Origin of the sequence: Amycolatopsis rifamycinica, assembly GCF_000695625.1 — a bacterium.
GTDB lineage: Bacteria > Actinomycetota > Actinomycetes > Mycobacteriales > Pseudonocardiaceae > Amycolatopsis > Amycolatopsis rifamycinica.
The window spans coordinates 276,131-291,417 of sequence record NZ_JMQI01000011.1 but is presented as its reverse complement, the minus strand read 5'-3'; the positions used below and the strand labels follow the sequence as shown (position 1 = coordinate 291,417).

The 15,287-nt window shown below is 68.8% G+C and carries 11 protein-coding genes; 7 read left to right on the top strand and 4 right to left on the bottom strand.

Annotated elements, in window-relative coordinates; translation table 11 throughout:
- The first annotated feature begins 1 nt into the window (after position 1).
- Positions 2-190: a helix-turn-helix domain-containing protein gene (locus tag DV20_RS06130; RefSeq protein ID WP_043777054.1), complete on the top strand. Its 189-nt coding sequence runs from the start codon at positions 2-4 to the stop codon at positions 188-190.
- Positions 190-1,440: a tyrosine-type recombinase/integrase gene (locus DV20_RS06125; RefSeq protein ID WP_043777052.1), complete on the top strand. Its 1,251-nt coding sequence runs from the start codon at positions 190-192 to the stop codon at positions 1,438-1,440. Before DV20_RS06130 ends, DV20_RS06125 begins: the two co-directional genes overlap by 1 nt.
- Before the next feature lie 92 nt (positions 1,441-1,532).
- Here the strand turns inward: DV20_RS06125 and DV20_RS06120 are convergent, their stop codons facing one another.
- The 3 genes from DV20_RS06120 to DV20_RS06110 all read right to left on the bottom strand — a co-directional run bounded on the left by DV20_RS06120 (position 1,533) and on the right by DV20_RS06110 (position 4,954).
- Positions 1,533-2,738 carry an acyl-CoA dehydrogenase family protein gene (locus DV20_RS06120; protein WP_043777050.1) on the bottom strand — a complete coding sequence of 402 codons (1,206 nt, stop codon included), beginning with the start codon at positions 2,736-2,738 and terminating at the stop codon, positions 1,533-1,535.
- Between the two features lie 23 nt (positions 2,739-2,761).
- Positions 2,762-4,057: an acyl-CoA dehydrogenase family protein gene (locus tag DV20_RS06115; RefSeq protein ID WP_043777048.1), complete on the bottom strand. Its 1,296-nt coding sequence runs from the start codon at positions 4,055-4,057 to the stop codon at positions 2,762-2,764.
- Positions 4,058-4,153: 96 nt separating this feature from the next.
- On the bottom strand, positions 4,154-4,954 hold the full coding sequence (locus DV20_RS06110) for an SDR family NAD(P)-dependent oxidoreductase (protein WP_043777047.1): 801 nt from the start codon (positions 4,952-4,954) through the stop codon (positions 4,154-4,156).
- A 100-nt stretch (positions 4,955-5,054) separates the two neighbouring features.
- Here DV20_RS06110 and DV20_RS06105 point away from each other — a divergent pair, with 100 nt between their 5' ends.
- Positions 5,055-5,879, top strand: coding sequence for a helix-turn-helix transcriptional regulator (locus tag DV20_RS06105; protein ID WP_043777045.1), 825 nt, complete (start codon positions 5,055-5,057; stop codon positions 5,877-5,879).
- Here DV20_RS06105 and DV20_RS06100 read toward each other — a convergent pair.
- Positions 5,874-7,094, bottom strand: coding sequence for a low temperature requirement protein A (locus DV20_RS06100; RefSeq protein WP_235190717.1), 1,221 nt, complete (start codon positions 7,092-7,094; stop codon positions 5,874-5,876). The two genes, DV20_RS06105 and DV20_RS06100, sit on opposite strands and share 6 nt — an antisense overlap.
- A gap of 158 nt (positions 7,095-7,252) precedes the next feature.
- On the opposite strand from DV20_RS06100, the gene DV20_RS06095 reads away from it, so the two are divergent.
- The 4 genes from DV20_RS06095 (at position 7,253) to fxsT (ending at position 15,219) form a co-directional block, all read left to right on the top strand.
- Complete coding sequence (locus tag DV20_RS06095; RefSeq protein WP_051735812.1) at positions 7,253-8,176, top strand: effector-associated domain 2-containing protein; 924 nt, start codon at positions 7,253-7,255, stop codon at positions 8,174-8,176.
- 96 nt (positions 8,177-8,272) lie between these two features.
- A complete protein-coding gene (locus DV20_RS06090) occupies positions 8,273-9,745 on the top strand; it encodes a VMAP-C domain-containing protein (RefSeq protein WP_051735807.1) in 1,473 nt (490 codons plus the stop codon).
- A complete protein-coding gene (locus tag DV20_RS06085; protein WP_043777039.1) occupies positions 9,723-10,829 on the top strand; it encodes an AAA family ATPase in 1,107 nt (368 codons plus the stop codon). Before DV20_RS06090 ends, DV20_RS06085 begins: the two co-directional genes overlap by 23 nt.
- Before the next feature lie 94 nt (positions 10,830-10,923).
- A complete protein-coding gene (gene fxsT / locus DV20_RS06080; RefSeq protein WP_235190716.1) occupies positions 10,924-15,219 on the top strand; it encodes an FxSxx-COOH system tetratricopeptide repeat protein in 4,296 nt (1,431 codons plus the stop codon).
- Positions 15,220-15,287: the final 68 nt, after the last annotated feature.

Sequence of the window (15,287 nt, the reverse complement as noted above, 5' to 3'; positions counted from 1 at the left end):
AATGAACAACGTCAGCAGCATCGAACGCCTCTGGACCGTCGAGGACGTCTCCGACTACCTCGGCGTCCCGGTGAAGACGCTCTACCAGTGGAAATGGCGCGGCGAGGGCCCGCCGGTCAAGAAGATCGGCAGGCACCTGCGCTATGACCCGGCCAAGCTGCGCGCCTGGGTCGACGCGGAGGCGGCCTGATGGGGCACATTCAAGACCGCTGGTATCGCCCCGCGCGGGATGCGGTGACCGGGAAGGTCATCCTCAACGCGCGGGGCAAGCCCGTCATGGAACGGTCCGAGCTGTACGGCATCGGGCTGCGGTACAAGGTCCGCTACCTCGATCCGGACAACAACGAACGCTCGAAGTCGTTCGCGGACAAGCAGAAGAAGCGCGCTGAGGACTTCCTGATCGGCGTCGAGTCCGACAAGCGCGAAGACAAGTACATTGATCCGCGGGCCTCGATGACGACGTTTCGCCAGCAGGCGGAGAGCTGGTTGAAGAGCCAGTCTCCGGACCCGGGCACGCGGTCGACCATCCTCAGTCGGCTCGAAAGCCAGATCTACCCGGTCTTCGAGACCAAGAAGGTCGGGCAGATCAAGCCGTCGACCATTCGTGACTGGGTCGGCTCGATGGAAGAGCGGAAACTCTCGGACAACTACCAGGCGGTCCTGTTCAACACCGTCTCCGGCGTGATGGACTCGGCCGTGGACGACCGCCGGATTCGTGAGAACCCGTGCCATGCGAAGACCGTGCGGCGACCGGTCGCGAGTAGCCCGCCGATCGTCGTATGGCCGGAGGAACGGGTTCAGGCTGTGCGGTCGGGGCTGGTGGATCGGTTCAAGATCGCGGTTCCGCTCGGTGCCGGGTTCGGTTTGCGGCAGGGTGAGATTCTGGGCTTCTCGCCGGACGACGTCGATCGAACGGCGATGACCGTGCGGATTCGTCGGCAGATCAAGACGGTCAGGGGCGTGATGATGTTCGCGCTCCCCAAGCGGGGCAAGGAACGAACCATCCCGCTGTCAGCCGCCATGCTGGCCGAGATTGACGACCACGAGGACCGGTTCCCGTCAGTAGCCGTCACGCTGCCCTGGCAGAGCGCGGACGGTGATCCCGTGACGGCTCGACTGCTGATGACCGGGGACGGTGGACGGCTGTACTCCGGGGACCTGTTCACGAAGGTCGCTTGGCACGGAGCGTTCCGGGCGGCCGGGGTCAAGTACCGAGGTCGCGCGGACGGGATGCACGCGCTCCGTCACTTCTACGCCTCGACGCTCCTGGCCCGTGCGGTGTCGATCACGGAGCTGGCCGACTACCTTGGCCACGCGGACCCGGGCTTCACGCTCCGGACGTACACGCACCTCGTCCCGTCGAGCCACCAGCGGGCGCGGGAGGCGGTCGACGCGGTGTTCGGACGGCCTGCCCTCGATGACGGCCTGGACGCGGCCTGATCATGAAACCCCGTCCCCGCCGACGCGAAAGCCGCCCGGTCGCAGAGCCCCGAGAAGGGCAAGCGACCGGGCGGCTTTCCGTTACGTCACAACTACTTCAGCTCAGCCGACGTCTTCCCGAGCACCCGCCGGGCCACGATGAGCTGCTGAATCTGCTGCGTCCCCTCGAAGATGTCGAGGATCTTCGCGTCCCGAGCCCACTTCTCCAGCAGCGACTCCTCGCTGTACGCCCCGGCCAGCTCGACGCACTTCAGGGCGATCTCCACCACCGAACGCCCCGCCTTGGCCTTCGCCATCGACGCCTGCAGCGAGTTGGGCTTGCGGTTGTCCGCCATCCACGCCGATTCCAGCGTCAGCAGGTACGCCGACTCGTAGTCCGCCTCGAGGCGGAGGAACTCCGCCGCGGCCGCGTGCTGGGTGTTCGCCGGGCGGTCGTAATCGATCGTGACGCCGGCGGACGCCAAGATCGAGCGCGTCTCGTCCAGGGCCGCGCGGGCCACGCCGATCGCCATGGCCGCGACCAGCGGCCGGGTGTTGTCGAACGTCTGCATGACGCCCGCGAAACCCTTTTTCGTGTCGATCTCCGGTGTGCCCAGCAGGTTTTCCTTGGGGACGCGGCAGTTCTCGAAACGCAGCACCGCCGTGTCGGACGCGCGGATGCCGAGCTTGTGCTCGGTGCGCACCACCTCGAAGCCCGGGGTGCCCTTCTCGACCACGAACGACTTGATCGCCGCGCGGCCCTTGGACTTGTCCAGCGTCGCCCACACGACCACCGCGTCCGCGCGCTCGCCCGACGTCACGAAGATCTTCTCGCCGTTCAGCACGTAGTGGTCGCCGTCGAGCCGAGCCGTCGTGCTGACCGCCGCCGAGTCCGAGCCGAAGCCCGGCTCGGTGATCGCCATCGCCGCCCACATGCCGGAGAAGCGCTCCAGCTGCTCGTCCGTGGCCACCGAGCTGATCGCCGCGTTGCCGAGGCCCTGGCGCGGCATCGACAGCAGCAGGCCGACGTCACCCCAGCACATCTCGATCGTGCCGAGGACGACGTTGAGGTTGGCGCCGTTGCGGTTTCCCTTGGCCTCCTTGTCGGAGCCGGAGCGGCGGACGCCGGCCGCGCCCGCGCCGCCCTCGCCGGAGGAGTTGAGGCCGTCCAGCAGCGCCGCGAACATGTCGAGCTCGGTCGGGTACGTGTGCTCTGCGCGGTCATACTTGCGCGAGATCGGCCGGAACACCTCGGCCGCGGCCTGGTACGCCTGGTTGATCAGCGCGCCGGCCTTCTTGGGGACTTCCAGGTTGATCATTTGTCCAAAGCCTTTCCGAAAGCCTAGAGAAGGACGGCGCCTTCCATGACGCCGATGGCCCGCAGGTCCCGGTACCAGCGCTCGACCGGGTGCTCCTTGACGAAGCCGTGCCCGCCGAGCAGCTGCACGCCCGCGCTGCCGATCTGCATGCCCTTGTCCACGGCCAGTTTCCGCGCCAGCGCGACCTCGCGGGCATACGGCTTGCCCTGCTCGGCCCGCGCCGCGGCGCGCAGCGTGACCAGCCGCAGGCCCTCCAGCTCGATCGCGATGTCGGCGACGGAGAACGCCACCGCCTGCCGGTGGCTGATCGGCTCGCCGAACGCGACGCGCTCGTTGACGTAGGGGACGACGTAGTCGAGGACGGCCTTCGCGGTGCCGGCGGCCAGCGCCGCCCAGCCCAGCCGCGACAGCCGGACGACGTCGGCGAAGACGTCCGCCTTCCCGCCGCCGAGCAGCGCCCCCGCCGGCAACGCGACGCCCGAAAGGTGCAGCTTGCCGGTCGCGGCGCCGCGCAGACCCATCGCCGGCTCGGCCTCGATGGACACCCCGGCGTTCGACGACTCGACGAGGAACAGCGCCGGGCCGCGGCCTTCGAGGTCGGCCGACACGATGAACAGCTCCGCCTGCGTCGCCCGCGGGACGAGCGACTTCACGCCGTCGAGCTGGTAGCCCTTCGGCGTGCGGCGCGCCTTCGTGGCGGGCTTGAAGGGGTCGTAGAGCGCTTTCTGCTCCTGCAGGGCCAGCGCCGCGGCCGGGACGTGCTCGCCGGTGAACGCGGGCAGGTAGTCGGCCTGCTGCTGCTCGTCGCCCCAGCTGACCAGCGCGGTGCTGACGGCGGACGGCGCGAGCACGGCGACGGCCAGGCCGAGGTCGCCGTGCGCGAGGGCCTCCGCGACCAGCGCGTTGGTCACGACCGAGCGTTCCGTGCCGACGCCGCCGAGCTCCTCAGGGATGCCGACCAGGCTGATGCCCAGCTCGGCGGCCCGGCTCAGCAGGCCTTCGGGCGCCTCGAGCTTGGCGTCGGCGTCCGCGGCGGCCGGTCGCAGCTGCTCGGCCGCGAACTCGGTCACCGTCTCGACGATGAGCTGCTGGTCCTCGGTCGGCGTGAGGTCGAACAGCCCGGTGTCGGTGGCCGGCGCGAGCCGCGCGGGCTTGCCCAGCTTCTGCACCGACTTGAACGACCGGGTCGCCGCGCCGGCGACGCGGAAGCCGTTGCGTGTCCCCGCGGTGACCAGGCCCTCGAGCGGCTTGCGCAGCCCGGCCCGCTCGACGACCTTGTTCCCGGCCAGCCGGGTCAGCGCGGACAGGCCCCAGCCCATCGCGTCCCGTTTCCTTGGCGCAGCCATGTGGCCCTCCATCCCGTTACCTACTCGCGAGTAGGTTAACCCGCGAGCCGGGATCGCGCCAGTGTGGGTTCACGCACGAGTCAGCCGGACCGAAATCTCCCACAGTTCCCGGGCGAGACCGGCGTCCGTCCGGCGGCGTTCGAGCCGGGGCCGGCCGCCCGACCGGTCGCCCGGGCCGACGTAGGCGTCGCCCGGGACGTCTCCGGTCGCGGCGAACAGGATGGGCAGGGCGCCGTACTCGGCCTTCTTCTGCGCGATCAGCGGGTAGAGCGCTTTCAACGCGAAGCCCTGGACGCCGCCGAAGTGCCGGTCGAGCCCGGTCCGCGCGACGCCGGGGTGCGCGGCGACGGCCCGGACGGTGCTCCCGGACTCGGCCAGCCGCCGCTGGAGCTCGTGCGTGAACAGCAGGTTCGCCAGCTTCGACTGGGCGTAGGCGGCCACCGGCGAGTACTGGCGGCGTTCCCAGTTCAGGTCGTCCAGCGGCAGCTTCCCGCGCCGGGACAGGTTCGAGGAGACGGTGACGACCCGGCCGGTGAGGTGCGGCAGCAGCAGGTTCGTCAGCAGGAACGGGCCGAAGTGGTTGACGGCCATGTGTGTCTCGAAGCCGTCGGCGGTCTTCGCGTACGGCACGGCCATCACGCCCGCGTTGTTGATCAGGACGTCGAGGTCGCCCGACCAGCCGGCCGCGAACGCGCGCACCGAGGCCAGGTCGGCGAGGTCGAGGCGCCGGACTTCGGTGTGGCCCGGCGGCGGTGTGACGCGGGCGGGGTCGCGGAGGGCGAGCACGACGCGGGCTCCGGTGGCGGCGAGTTCGCGGGCGGCGATGGCGCCGAGGCCGCCGCCGGCCCCGGTGACGAGGTAGGTGGTCATGCGCCCAGCGTCGCCGCGCCGGGAGAGCCGCGGCAGAGCGCGCCGATCGGGGGATCGGCGATCCCTGGCTCCGGCCGGGCGGACGTCGATAATCGACGACGTGGACCGTGCCGAGCTCGCCGACTTCCTGCGCCGCCGCCGGGAGGCCCTGCGCCCCGACGACGTCGGCCTGCCGCCGGGGCAGCGGCGCCGCACGTCCGGGCTGCGCCGTGAGGAGGTCGCGACGCTTTCGGGTATGTCGACCGACTACTACACGCGGCTCGAGCAGGAGCGCGGACCGCGGCCGTCGGAACAGATGCTCGCCGCGATCGCCCGCGGGCTGCGGCTCACCCTGGACGAGCGCGACCACCTGTTCCGGCTGGCCGGGCACACCGCGCCGGCCCGCGTTTCGCGCGCCGGCCACGTCAGCCCACCGTTGATGCGCGTGCTGGACCGGCTGCACGACACACCGGCGCAGGTGATGTCGAACCTCGGGGAGACGCTCGTGCAGAACCGGCAGGCCGAGGCGCTGCTCGGGGACGAAACCCGCCATCGCGGCCCCGCGCGCAGCGCCGTCTACCGGTGGTTCACCGATCCGGCGGAGCAGCGCATCTACCCGGAGCCCGACCGCCCGCGCCACGCCCGGTTCCTGGTCGCGAGCCTGCGCGCCGCCAGTGCGACCGACCGCCGGGCCGTCGAGCTGGCCCGGCTGCTGACGGCGAAGAGCGCGGAGTTCGCGAAGCTGTGGGAAGCACACGAAGTCGCGGTGCCGTTCGAGCGGCGCAAGACGATCGTGCACCCGAGCCTCGGCGACATCGCGCTCGACTGCCAGCTGCTCCTCACCGACGACCTCGCGCAGCTGCTGCTGGTGTTCACCGCCACGCCAGGCACCGAGGACGCCGAGAAGCTGCAGCTGCTGTCGGTCGTCGGCCCGGAGCTCCTATGAGTGCTCGGCGTGCACCTTCCGCCGCCACTCGCCGAAGCGCAGCCGTTCGAAGGCGATGAGCCCGAGCACCAGGGCGGCCACGACCGGCAGCAGCACCGCGGCGGGCACGTGCTCCAGCACCGGCGTCGCCGCGACCAGCAGCACGCCGAGGACCAGCCGCTGGTGGTTCCAGCTGCCGAGGTTGCGCTTGCGCAGGGCGCTCAACGCGATCAGGTAGAGCGCGAGGCCGCCGGTCAGCGTCCAGATCGGCACGCCGTGCAGTGCTTCGCCGGGGGTGTGGTGCTCGGTGTCGGCGATGTAGAGGAAGGCCTTCTTGAGGCCGAGGGCGACCAGCACGATCCCGGCGATCAGCGGCAGGTGCAGGAAGGTGTAGGAGTCGGTGGCGAGCTTCGTGCGCTCGGTCCCGGTGGCCTGGGTGAGCCGGTGTTCGGACACGCGCGCGACGACGTCGAAGTAGGTCCACCACATCCCCGCGGCCAGCCCGAGCCCGCACACGGCGGCCCCGGCGATCAGCCACGACATCGGCAGCGCCCCGATCCCGATCCCGATGGCGACGATCGACTCCCCGAGCGCGATGATCACGATGAGCCCGAACCGCTCGGCGAAGTGCGCGGGAGCCTCGAGCCGCCACCCATCCGGCCCGGCGAGGTAGACGTTGAGGTAGTCGACGGCCAAGGCGACGACCCACAACCCCAGCTGCCACGGCCCGTCGAGGAAGGCGGCCACGCCGAGCAGCCCGACACTCGGCAGCAGCCCGACGAACATCTTGAGCAGAACCCGCCGCAGTCCCGGATCGTTCTTCGCCGCACCCAGGTAGGCGACGAGGTGAAGAAGCCGCACGAGCGCGTAGCAGACGACGAACAGCGCGGGCGCGTACAGGCCGCCGGGGTGGTCGACGAAGGCTTCCGGGATGGTCAGCGACACCAGGAACATGACGGCCATGGCCCCGAACATCGCCAGCCGCGCGATCCCGTGGTCGACGTGGATGGTGTTCCCGAGCCAGGCATAGGAGCACCAGCACCACCAAAGCACGGCGAGCATGGCCACCCCCTGCCCGACACCGGTGGGACTCAGGTGGTCGGCCATCAGCTGGGTGACCTGGGTGATGGCGTAGACGAAGACCAGGTCGAAGAAGAGCTCGATGGTGGAGACGCGGTGGTCCTCATCCGCGCTCACCAGGTGCAGGCGTCTCGTGGGCACGCCGAATCTTCGCATGTCAAGGACAGTATTCGGACAGCTTTCGCCCAGAGTGGACACCTTGCCGACCCCCGCCGCGCGAGCTTGGCCGGGCGGCAGTGACCTGCGACAATCGATCCGTCGAGTAATGGGGAGGTCCGTTGACCGGGGACCCAGCCGCACTGCACAAGACGATCATGGCCGTCGACATCGCCGGGTACAACGACCCCAAGCGCACGGCGGCTCACCAGCTGGCAGTGCACGAAGGCTTCTGGGACCTGTTGCGGGCATCGTTCGACGAAGTCGGCATTCCCTGGGACGACTGCTTCACGGAGAACACCGGCGACGGCGCGATGATCCAGCTGCCCGCCGAGATCGCCAAGGCCGGCCTCGTTGCCCGGCTTCCGGACTGCCTGCTCGCGGGGCTTCGCCGCTACAACACCGTCCACGCCGCCGAAGCGAACGTCCAGCTGCGGGTCGCACTGCACGCCGGCGAAGTCCTGCAAGCGAGCCACGGCACCGTCAGCCAGGCCACGAGCTTCGCCTTCCGCATCCTCGACGCGCCGGAAGCCAAGAGCGCCTTGAAGGAATCGGGCGCCGCACTGGCATTGATCGTGTCGGACGAGTTCTACCGCCACGTGGTCGCCCACGATCCGGCTGCGGATCCGCGTTCATACCAGCGAATCCGAGTACACGTCAAGGAAACTGCCGCCGAAGCGTGGCTCCGGCTGATCGGCGGGGTGGCCAACGGTGTCGCGCCGTTGCCGCGGGCCGCGCTCTCCACGGCATCCGTCAACGGCGAACACAGGGAGGCACTGGGCACAGATCTTTCCCTCGACCAGATCTGGGAACTCACGGAGCTGTTGCTGACCATTCCTTCCGTTGCGGAGGAAAGCGGCAGACGAGTGCTGCTGAGCTGGCTCCGGCCGGAGATCCGGGCAATGGTGCCACATCATTCACAGACCCGGCTGCACGTTCTCGAACTCGTTCGCACCTGCGCCCGCTACCAGGGCGGGCTGACCGAGCTGGTGATGACCATCCAGATGCTCGAGCCCGGGTCGGAACCGGTGCGCCGATTGAGCGATCATGTTGCTCGCTGGCGCACGATCGACCGCAGATGACCGTATTTCGGCGGCGGGAAATTCTCGTTCGCCGGGTAAAATCGTGCTGCCCGAGCGAGATCAGCCGGTCGTGATGGGAGGTGCCATGCCGAGGAGGTGTTGCGCCAGGTGCCGGCCAACGTGATCGAGGCGGTGGTCGATGTGCTGGCCGAAGCCGGGCTCGCGGACGACGTGACCGGCAGGTCCCTGATGATCCGCTTGATCAGCCAGGCACTCGACGTCGAACTCGCCATCCCGCAGCACGCAACCGGCCGGAGTCAGCTGATCGAGCTAGTCACAGCCTGCTCGCGGTACGAGGGCGGCATGCTGGCGCTTGCTTACGTCGTCGGTTTCATGCGCCCCGGTTCGCCCGAATGCGAACGGATCCGCCAGCTGGTGCAACGTCCCCGCGTGCTGGACCTGCTTCCGTCTGCCGAGCAGGACCGCCTGCGCGAGTGGCTCAGCGGAATCGTGTTCCCCGGCCTCAGCGCGCTGATGCGCCGGGCGGGAGGTCCGGGAATGCCGCGGTCGTCCGGTGTGCACAACGCGTGGGACGCTTTCTCCTACCTTGCGGACTTCAATGCCGGCCTCGATGGGGTCCCCCCGGCGTTCGCCTTTCTCGAATTGGTCGCTCACCGGATCGGCGGGCAGCTGCGCGGTCGGCTGATCGAATGGAACGACTTCCAAGCCCGGCGGCTACGTCTCGAGCCCGCCCTGCTGGCCCGGCGTGCGGCCGCGGCTCAGGATCAGCCGGAGACATCACGACTGCATCTGATGATCGTGGTCGAGCACGACGCCATCGACGCCGACCGCTACCTCGTGTCCCACTGGTGCCAGGAGGACCCGGCGGAGTGGCCCCCGCCGTGTGGTGGTTCCGAGCTCGTCTTCGACGCCGACCTCGAGCGGTGCGTCGACCGCCTCGTCGTCGCGGCCGAGCGACTCTGGTCCGAGCACCGCGGCACCGTCGCCCTCGAATTCGTACTGCCTCGGGCATTGCTGAACCTCCCGGTGCACCGCTGGCACCGGGAGCACGACTCGGGGACGCCGCGGCCGCTGGCCGTCGACTACGTGATCGTGGTTCGCTCCCTCGAGCGGATGAATTCACGCCACTGGCACCGGCTGTGGCACATGCACTGGGACGCATTGATGGCCGACCCGTCCGCGGCCCGAGTGTATTTCGAGAACGGCGACGACAGTCCCGATCTCGATCTCGTCCTGAGCGAACCGGAATGGGGATTGGTCGTCCTCGCCGCAGCACCCTCGGCGGCGCCGCCGACCGGTGCGGACAGTCTCACCGCCGCCTTGCGTTCGGGAATTCCGGCGGTACTCTGGCATCCTTGTGCAGCGCCGGACACGCTGCGGGAATTGGTGGCGAAGTTCACCGAAGGTGAAGGGATCGGGGATCTGCCGATGCGTGCCAAAGACGCGCGGCGCCCAGCACAACGGGATCCGGTCTCCTCGCTTGAAGATGTGATGCGAGATCTGGTGATATTGTGGGACGATCCGAGTCGGCTTGTACTTTTTGACCGACCGATGGGTCACCCGCAGCGGCGGGAGGAAATCGTCGATGACCGTGAGCAAGCCTCCTGAGGAACAGGCATCCGTCGCGGATGTTTCCCGGCCAGTCGATCCCGGCTGGTGGATCTACCGCGGAACCGGCCGTCCGATCGAGGGCATCGACCTGGCCGAGGTCATGCCGCCACCACCGCCCTGGCGTGCCTTCGACGGCGGTCCGCTACCCGAGCTCGACGAGCCTCCACCGGATGACGGCGAGGCGGTCCGGCGGCTCGGCCAGGCTCACCACCGTTCCGGGCAACGTGTCAGCGCCGTGGAGCTCGACATGGTCAACGCGGCGTTGTACCTGCGGCGCCCGTTGCTGGTAACCGGGCGGCCCGGCACCGGAAAGTCGACGTTGGCCTACCGGATCGCGCGGGAACTCGGGCTTGGCCGGGTGTTGCGGTGGTCGATCACGAGTCGCACCACGTTGAAATCCGGACTTTACGAATACGACGCGATCGGCCGGGTCCAAGCGGCCGGCGCCCGGTTCGCGGTCGCGGGGGATCCCGGTGTCTCCGTGGAGGAGCCCCCGATCGGGGAGTTCCTGCGGCTGGGTGTTCTCGGCACAGCTCTGCTGCCCCGGCGGCTGCCCAGGGTCTTGCTCATCGACGAGCTGGACAAGAGCGAGGTCGATCTCCCCAACGACCTGCTCGGCATCTTCGAAGATGCCGAGTTCCCCATTCCCGAACTGGAGCGGATCCGGAACCGCTCGCCCGAGCTCGCCGTGTTCACCGACGACCCGGACGGTTCGGCCATCGTGGCGGGTGGCCGGGTGCGCTGCCGCGCGTTCCCGGTCGTCGTCATCACCAGCAACGGCGAACGGGAGTTTCCGCCGGCCTTCCTTCGCCGTTGCCTCCGACTCGAGATGCCCGAACCCGACGCGGAGCAGCTCGCCGCCATGGTGGTCTCGCACCTGCTCGAGGTGAAGGGTGACACTCGCCGGGAGCTGATCGATGAGTTCGTCCGCCGCAGCACCGAAAGCGGCGGCGGCCTGCCTGCCGACAAGCTGCTCGAGGCCGTCTACCTGGCCACCTCGGGCGCGTACTCGGCGGATGGAGTCGCGTGGCCGCGCCTGATGGACGCCCTGTGGCAGCAGTTGAGTTCGGCGGTGCGCTGACGTGGTGGGCCGGGCGGTTCCGCCGACACCGGGTCGCACCGGAGGGGGCAATCCGACGGCGGCACACGGCAGCAACCGAGCGGGGGCGCACACGATGTCCAGCCTCGACTGGCGGGATTTGGCCGACGCGGTATGGCTGACCACTGTCACCGGTGGCCGGGTACCCGAAGAGCAGGAACAACGGGCCGCGGATGCCCTGCCGCGGGACAGCTCGTTCCTTTCCGCAGGCGGCGGAAAGCCGGACGGCCGTCCGCGCCCGGCCCCTCCCCGGGCACATGCCGGCGAGCCGGTGAAGCCCGTGACGCGGAAACAGGTGCCGACGGCGGGTGAGAGTGCCACGACATCGCTGTCCGCGGTGCCGCTTCCCGTCCAGGACTCCGCGTTGATCAGGGTTTCCGCCGTCGTTCGCGCCCTCCGTACGCTGAAGCGCAAGGTCGAGTCGCGGCACGCGGGCGAGGTGGTGCTCGACGAGGTCGCCACCGCCGAACGGGTCGCCGAGGACGGGCTCTGGCTGCCGATCACCACACCGGACACCGAACGGTGGCTGGATCTGACCGTGGTTACCGACGCGGCGCCGTCCATGCGCCTGTGGCAGTCCACGGTCGCGGCGTTCCGCACCGGTCTCGAGCAGCTGGGCGGTTTCCGGACCATCCAGTTCCGTCGGCTCGATACCCGGACCGGCGACGGCGACCGGATCAGACCGGTGCTGCACGGCGACGCGCCGGCCTCGCAGCCTCGTGATCCGGCCGAGCTGATCGACCCGACCGGCCGGCGGCTCGTCCTCGTGCTGACCGACGGAGCGGGCGAACTCTGGCGGACGGGAGCGGTTCCGGCTGTTCTCGCCGAGTGGGCCGAAGTGATGCCGACTGCGGTGGTGCACATGCTGCCGCAGCGGCTCTGGGCGCGCGGGCTGGAGGTACGCCGAGCCAGGTTGAGCGTGCCGGTGCCGTTGGCCCCGAACTCCCGCTGGGGCCTGGAGCTGCCGGACGCCTGGGCCGACGGACCGACGCACACCGAGCGGCACGGGGTCGTGCCCGTGCCGGTGCTGGAGATGGGGCCGCGCTGGCTGGATTGGTGGGCCAGGCTGGTATGTGGCGAGCACGCGGGACCAGTGATGGCCAGGGTGCTGCTGGGCGGAGCCTGCGCCGATGGTGCCGCAGCGGGGTTCGAGCACCGGGAGCAGGAATCCGCTCAGGACCGGGTCCGGTACTTCCTGAGCACGGCTTCGCCGCCGGCACATCGGCTCGCCAAGATGCTCGCGGCCGTACCGGCCACCTTCCCGGTGGCGCAGTTCGTCCAGACCGAGCTGCTGCCGGAAGCAGGCTCGGAACACCTGGCGGAAGTGCTCTACAGCGGTCTGCTGCCGCCGATCGGTGACATGGACGACGACCGGATCACGGACACGCTGACTTTCGACTTCCCCGTATCCGTGCGGCAGGTCCTGCTGGGCGGGGCTCGACGGTCGGAGACCGCCGAAGTCGTCCGCGCCACGTCGGCACGATTCGGCGATTCCCTGGGCACGTTCAGCCGGCTCCCAGCCGCCGTCGACGCGCCGGACAGCGCGCCCGACCCCGAGCCGGGTAGGGAACCCGTCGGGGCCACCGCACTCGAGCGGGTGGTGATGCAGGCATTGAGCGGTCCCTATTTGCCCCGCGCTCAACGACTTAGCTCGATCGAGCGAAATTCATCCCGTCAATTCCTGTCAGAGGGAAAGTATCGGGACCCGAAAAGCCGAGATCTCGCCGAGAGCTATGGTGAGTCGGTGACTGCGATGAGGCCTGAGACGCCTTTGCCGACAGAAGCACTCGTCATCGAAGGCGGCGCACAGACACCGCCCGTATTGGTAGAAGCTCGCACGACCACGCGTTACCCGGAAGAGGCACACGAGCTGGAATACCAGAAGCGACCCGAGGTGCCCGCCGTCTGGGGCAGCATCCCGCCGCGGAATCCCAAGTTCACCGGACGCCGGGAACTGCTCCGGCGGCTCTCCGAATCCATGGCTGGTGGTGCTTCCGCTGTCCTGCCGTCGGTGTTGCATGGCATGGGCGGTATCGGAAAAACGCAGATTGCGGTCGAATACATCCACAACCACTCGTCGGACTACGACATCGTCTGGTGGATCCATGCCGCGCATCCGACGCAAATCCGGGGCGCGTTCACCGAACTCGCCCGTCAGCTGGGCCTTCCGGGAGCAGAAGAGGCGGACTCCGCGGTGCCGGCCGCTCGCGAGGCGCTGAGAACCGGACGTCCCTACGGGCGCTGGCTCCTGGTGTTCGATTCGGCCGAAGACCCTCGTATGGTTCGTTCGTTCTTCCCCACCAACGGCACCGGGCAAATCCTGATCACCACGAGGAATCCGGACTGGACCAGCGTCGCTCGGCCGATCGAGGTCGACGTTTTCTCCCGCGCGGAAAGCCTCGAACTCCTGCACCGGCGCGGCCCGGAGATCGACGAAGCCGACGCCGACCGGCTCGCCGAAAAGCTGGGGGATCTGCCTCTCGCGATCGAACAGGCGGCGGCCTGGCGTGCGGAAACCGGAATGCCGGTCCACGAGTACCTGCGGTTGTTCGACGAGAAGGTAGCGGAGATCCTGAACACGTCCGCCCCGGCCGATTACGACCTGCCTGTCGCGGCGGCTTGGAATGTCGCGTTCGACGAGCTGAGAACCCGGAACGCGGCTGCACACCAGCTGCTCCAGGTGTGTGCCTTCTTCGCTCCCGAACCCATTTCGCGAACGGTCTTTTCCGGGGTGCGCGGGGTGACGATATCGCCGGAGCTCGACTCGGCCCTGCGAGACCCGATCAAGCTGTCCATGGCCATCCGGGCCATCAACCGCTACAGCCTCGCCAAGATCGACTACCGTAGTGACACCCTGATCGTGCACCGCCTGGTCCAGCTGGTGCTGCGCAACAGGATGACCCCGGAACTGCGAGCCAAGATGCGGCACGGTGCTCACCTGCTGCTGAGCAACCTCGATCCGAACGATCCGGCTTCGTCGAAGCAGTGGCCGCGCTACCGGGAGCTCCTTCCACACGCCTACGCCGCGGAGATCGTGGAGTGCGACGAGCGCTGGGTCGGTCAGCTGGTGCTCAACCTCATGGGATTCCTCTACCAGTGGGGGGACCACGACGAAGCCGTCCGGCTGGCTGAGCTGACCCTCCGCGAATGGCGGTTCAGACTGGGCGAAGACGACCCGCATACCGTCCAGGCGGCGGAGCGTCTCGGCTATTACTACTGGGTGACCGGCCGTTACGCCGAAGCAGCGCAAATCAACCGGACGACGCTCGAAACGCGGCGGCGGATCTCGGGCGACGAAAGTGAAGAGACGTTGGCCGCGCAGATCGCCGTCGCCGGCGACCTCTCCGCCCAGGGTGATTTCATGGCGGCCCGTGATCTGACCGAAGAGGTCTACCGGAAGTCCAGAGTCCTCTTCGGAGAAGACGATCCGGCAACGCTGCGTGCGGCCCGGATCCACGGCACCAGCCTGCGACTCTGCGGTGACTTCCGGGCAAGTGTCGAACTCGACGAAGCCAACTACCGACGGCAGATCGAGGTGCTCGGCTACGACCACGCCGAAACGCTCAGTTCACTGATGGGCCTTATCATCGGTCAGCGCGAAGCCGGTCGATACGAGTGGGCTCGCCGCGAGCACGAAGTGATCGCCGAACGCGTCCGAAAGATCTTCGGCGACGACAACGCCGAGACGCTTCGGAGACGCGCCTATCTCGCGGTGACCCGACGCAAAGCCGGCGACTACCAAGCGGCCAGGGAGCTGGCCGCCGAAGTGCTGAAACGGTTCGTGCAGCGGTACGGCAACGACAACTTCAACGTGATGGCCTGCGCGCTCGGCTATTCGATCGACCTGCGGTACGCGGGCGAACTCGCACGGGCACGGGAACTGGGCGAGGAGATTTTCGAGCGGTATCGGCGGAACCTGGGCGAGAGCCATCCGCACACCACAGCGGCGGCGGTCGACCTCGCGGTCACCCTCCGTCTGTCCGGCATCCCGGAGGCGAAGGATCTCGACGAGCGTTCGCTGTCTCAGCTCCGGGAGTCGCTCGGGCCCGATCACCCCAGTGCGCTGGCCTGTGGCGTCAATCTAGCCAGCGACTTCGCTGCCTTCGGAAGCACCGAGCTGGCCCTGGAACTGGGCGCGGACATCGTGGTGAGGGCCGAGTGCGTACTCGGCCCCGGCCATCCGATCACCCTGGCCGCGCGCTTCAACCGCGTGCTGGACCTGCGATCGACGGGGCGGCAACAGGGAGTGGAAGCTGTTTACAGCGAGGTGCTCGGGCAGTATCGGCACGTTCTCGGCGATGGGCATCCCGATGTCATCGCCGTCTGCAAGGGCAGCCGCGCGGACTGCGACATCGATCCGCTGCCCCTCTGACCCCGGGGCGGCCGACGGGACGTGCTTCCTCGGGGAATGCCGGGCTGGTGCGGATCGCCGCGATGCAC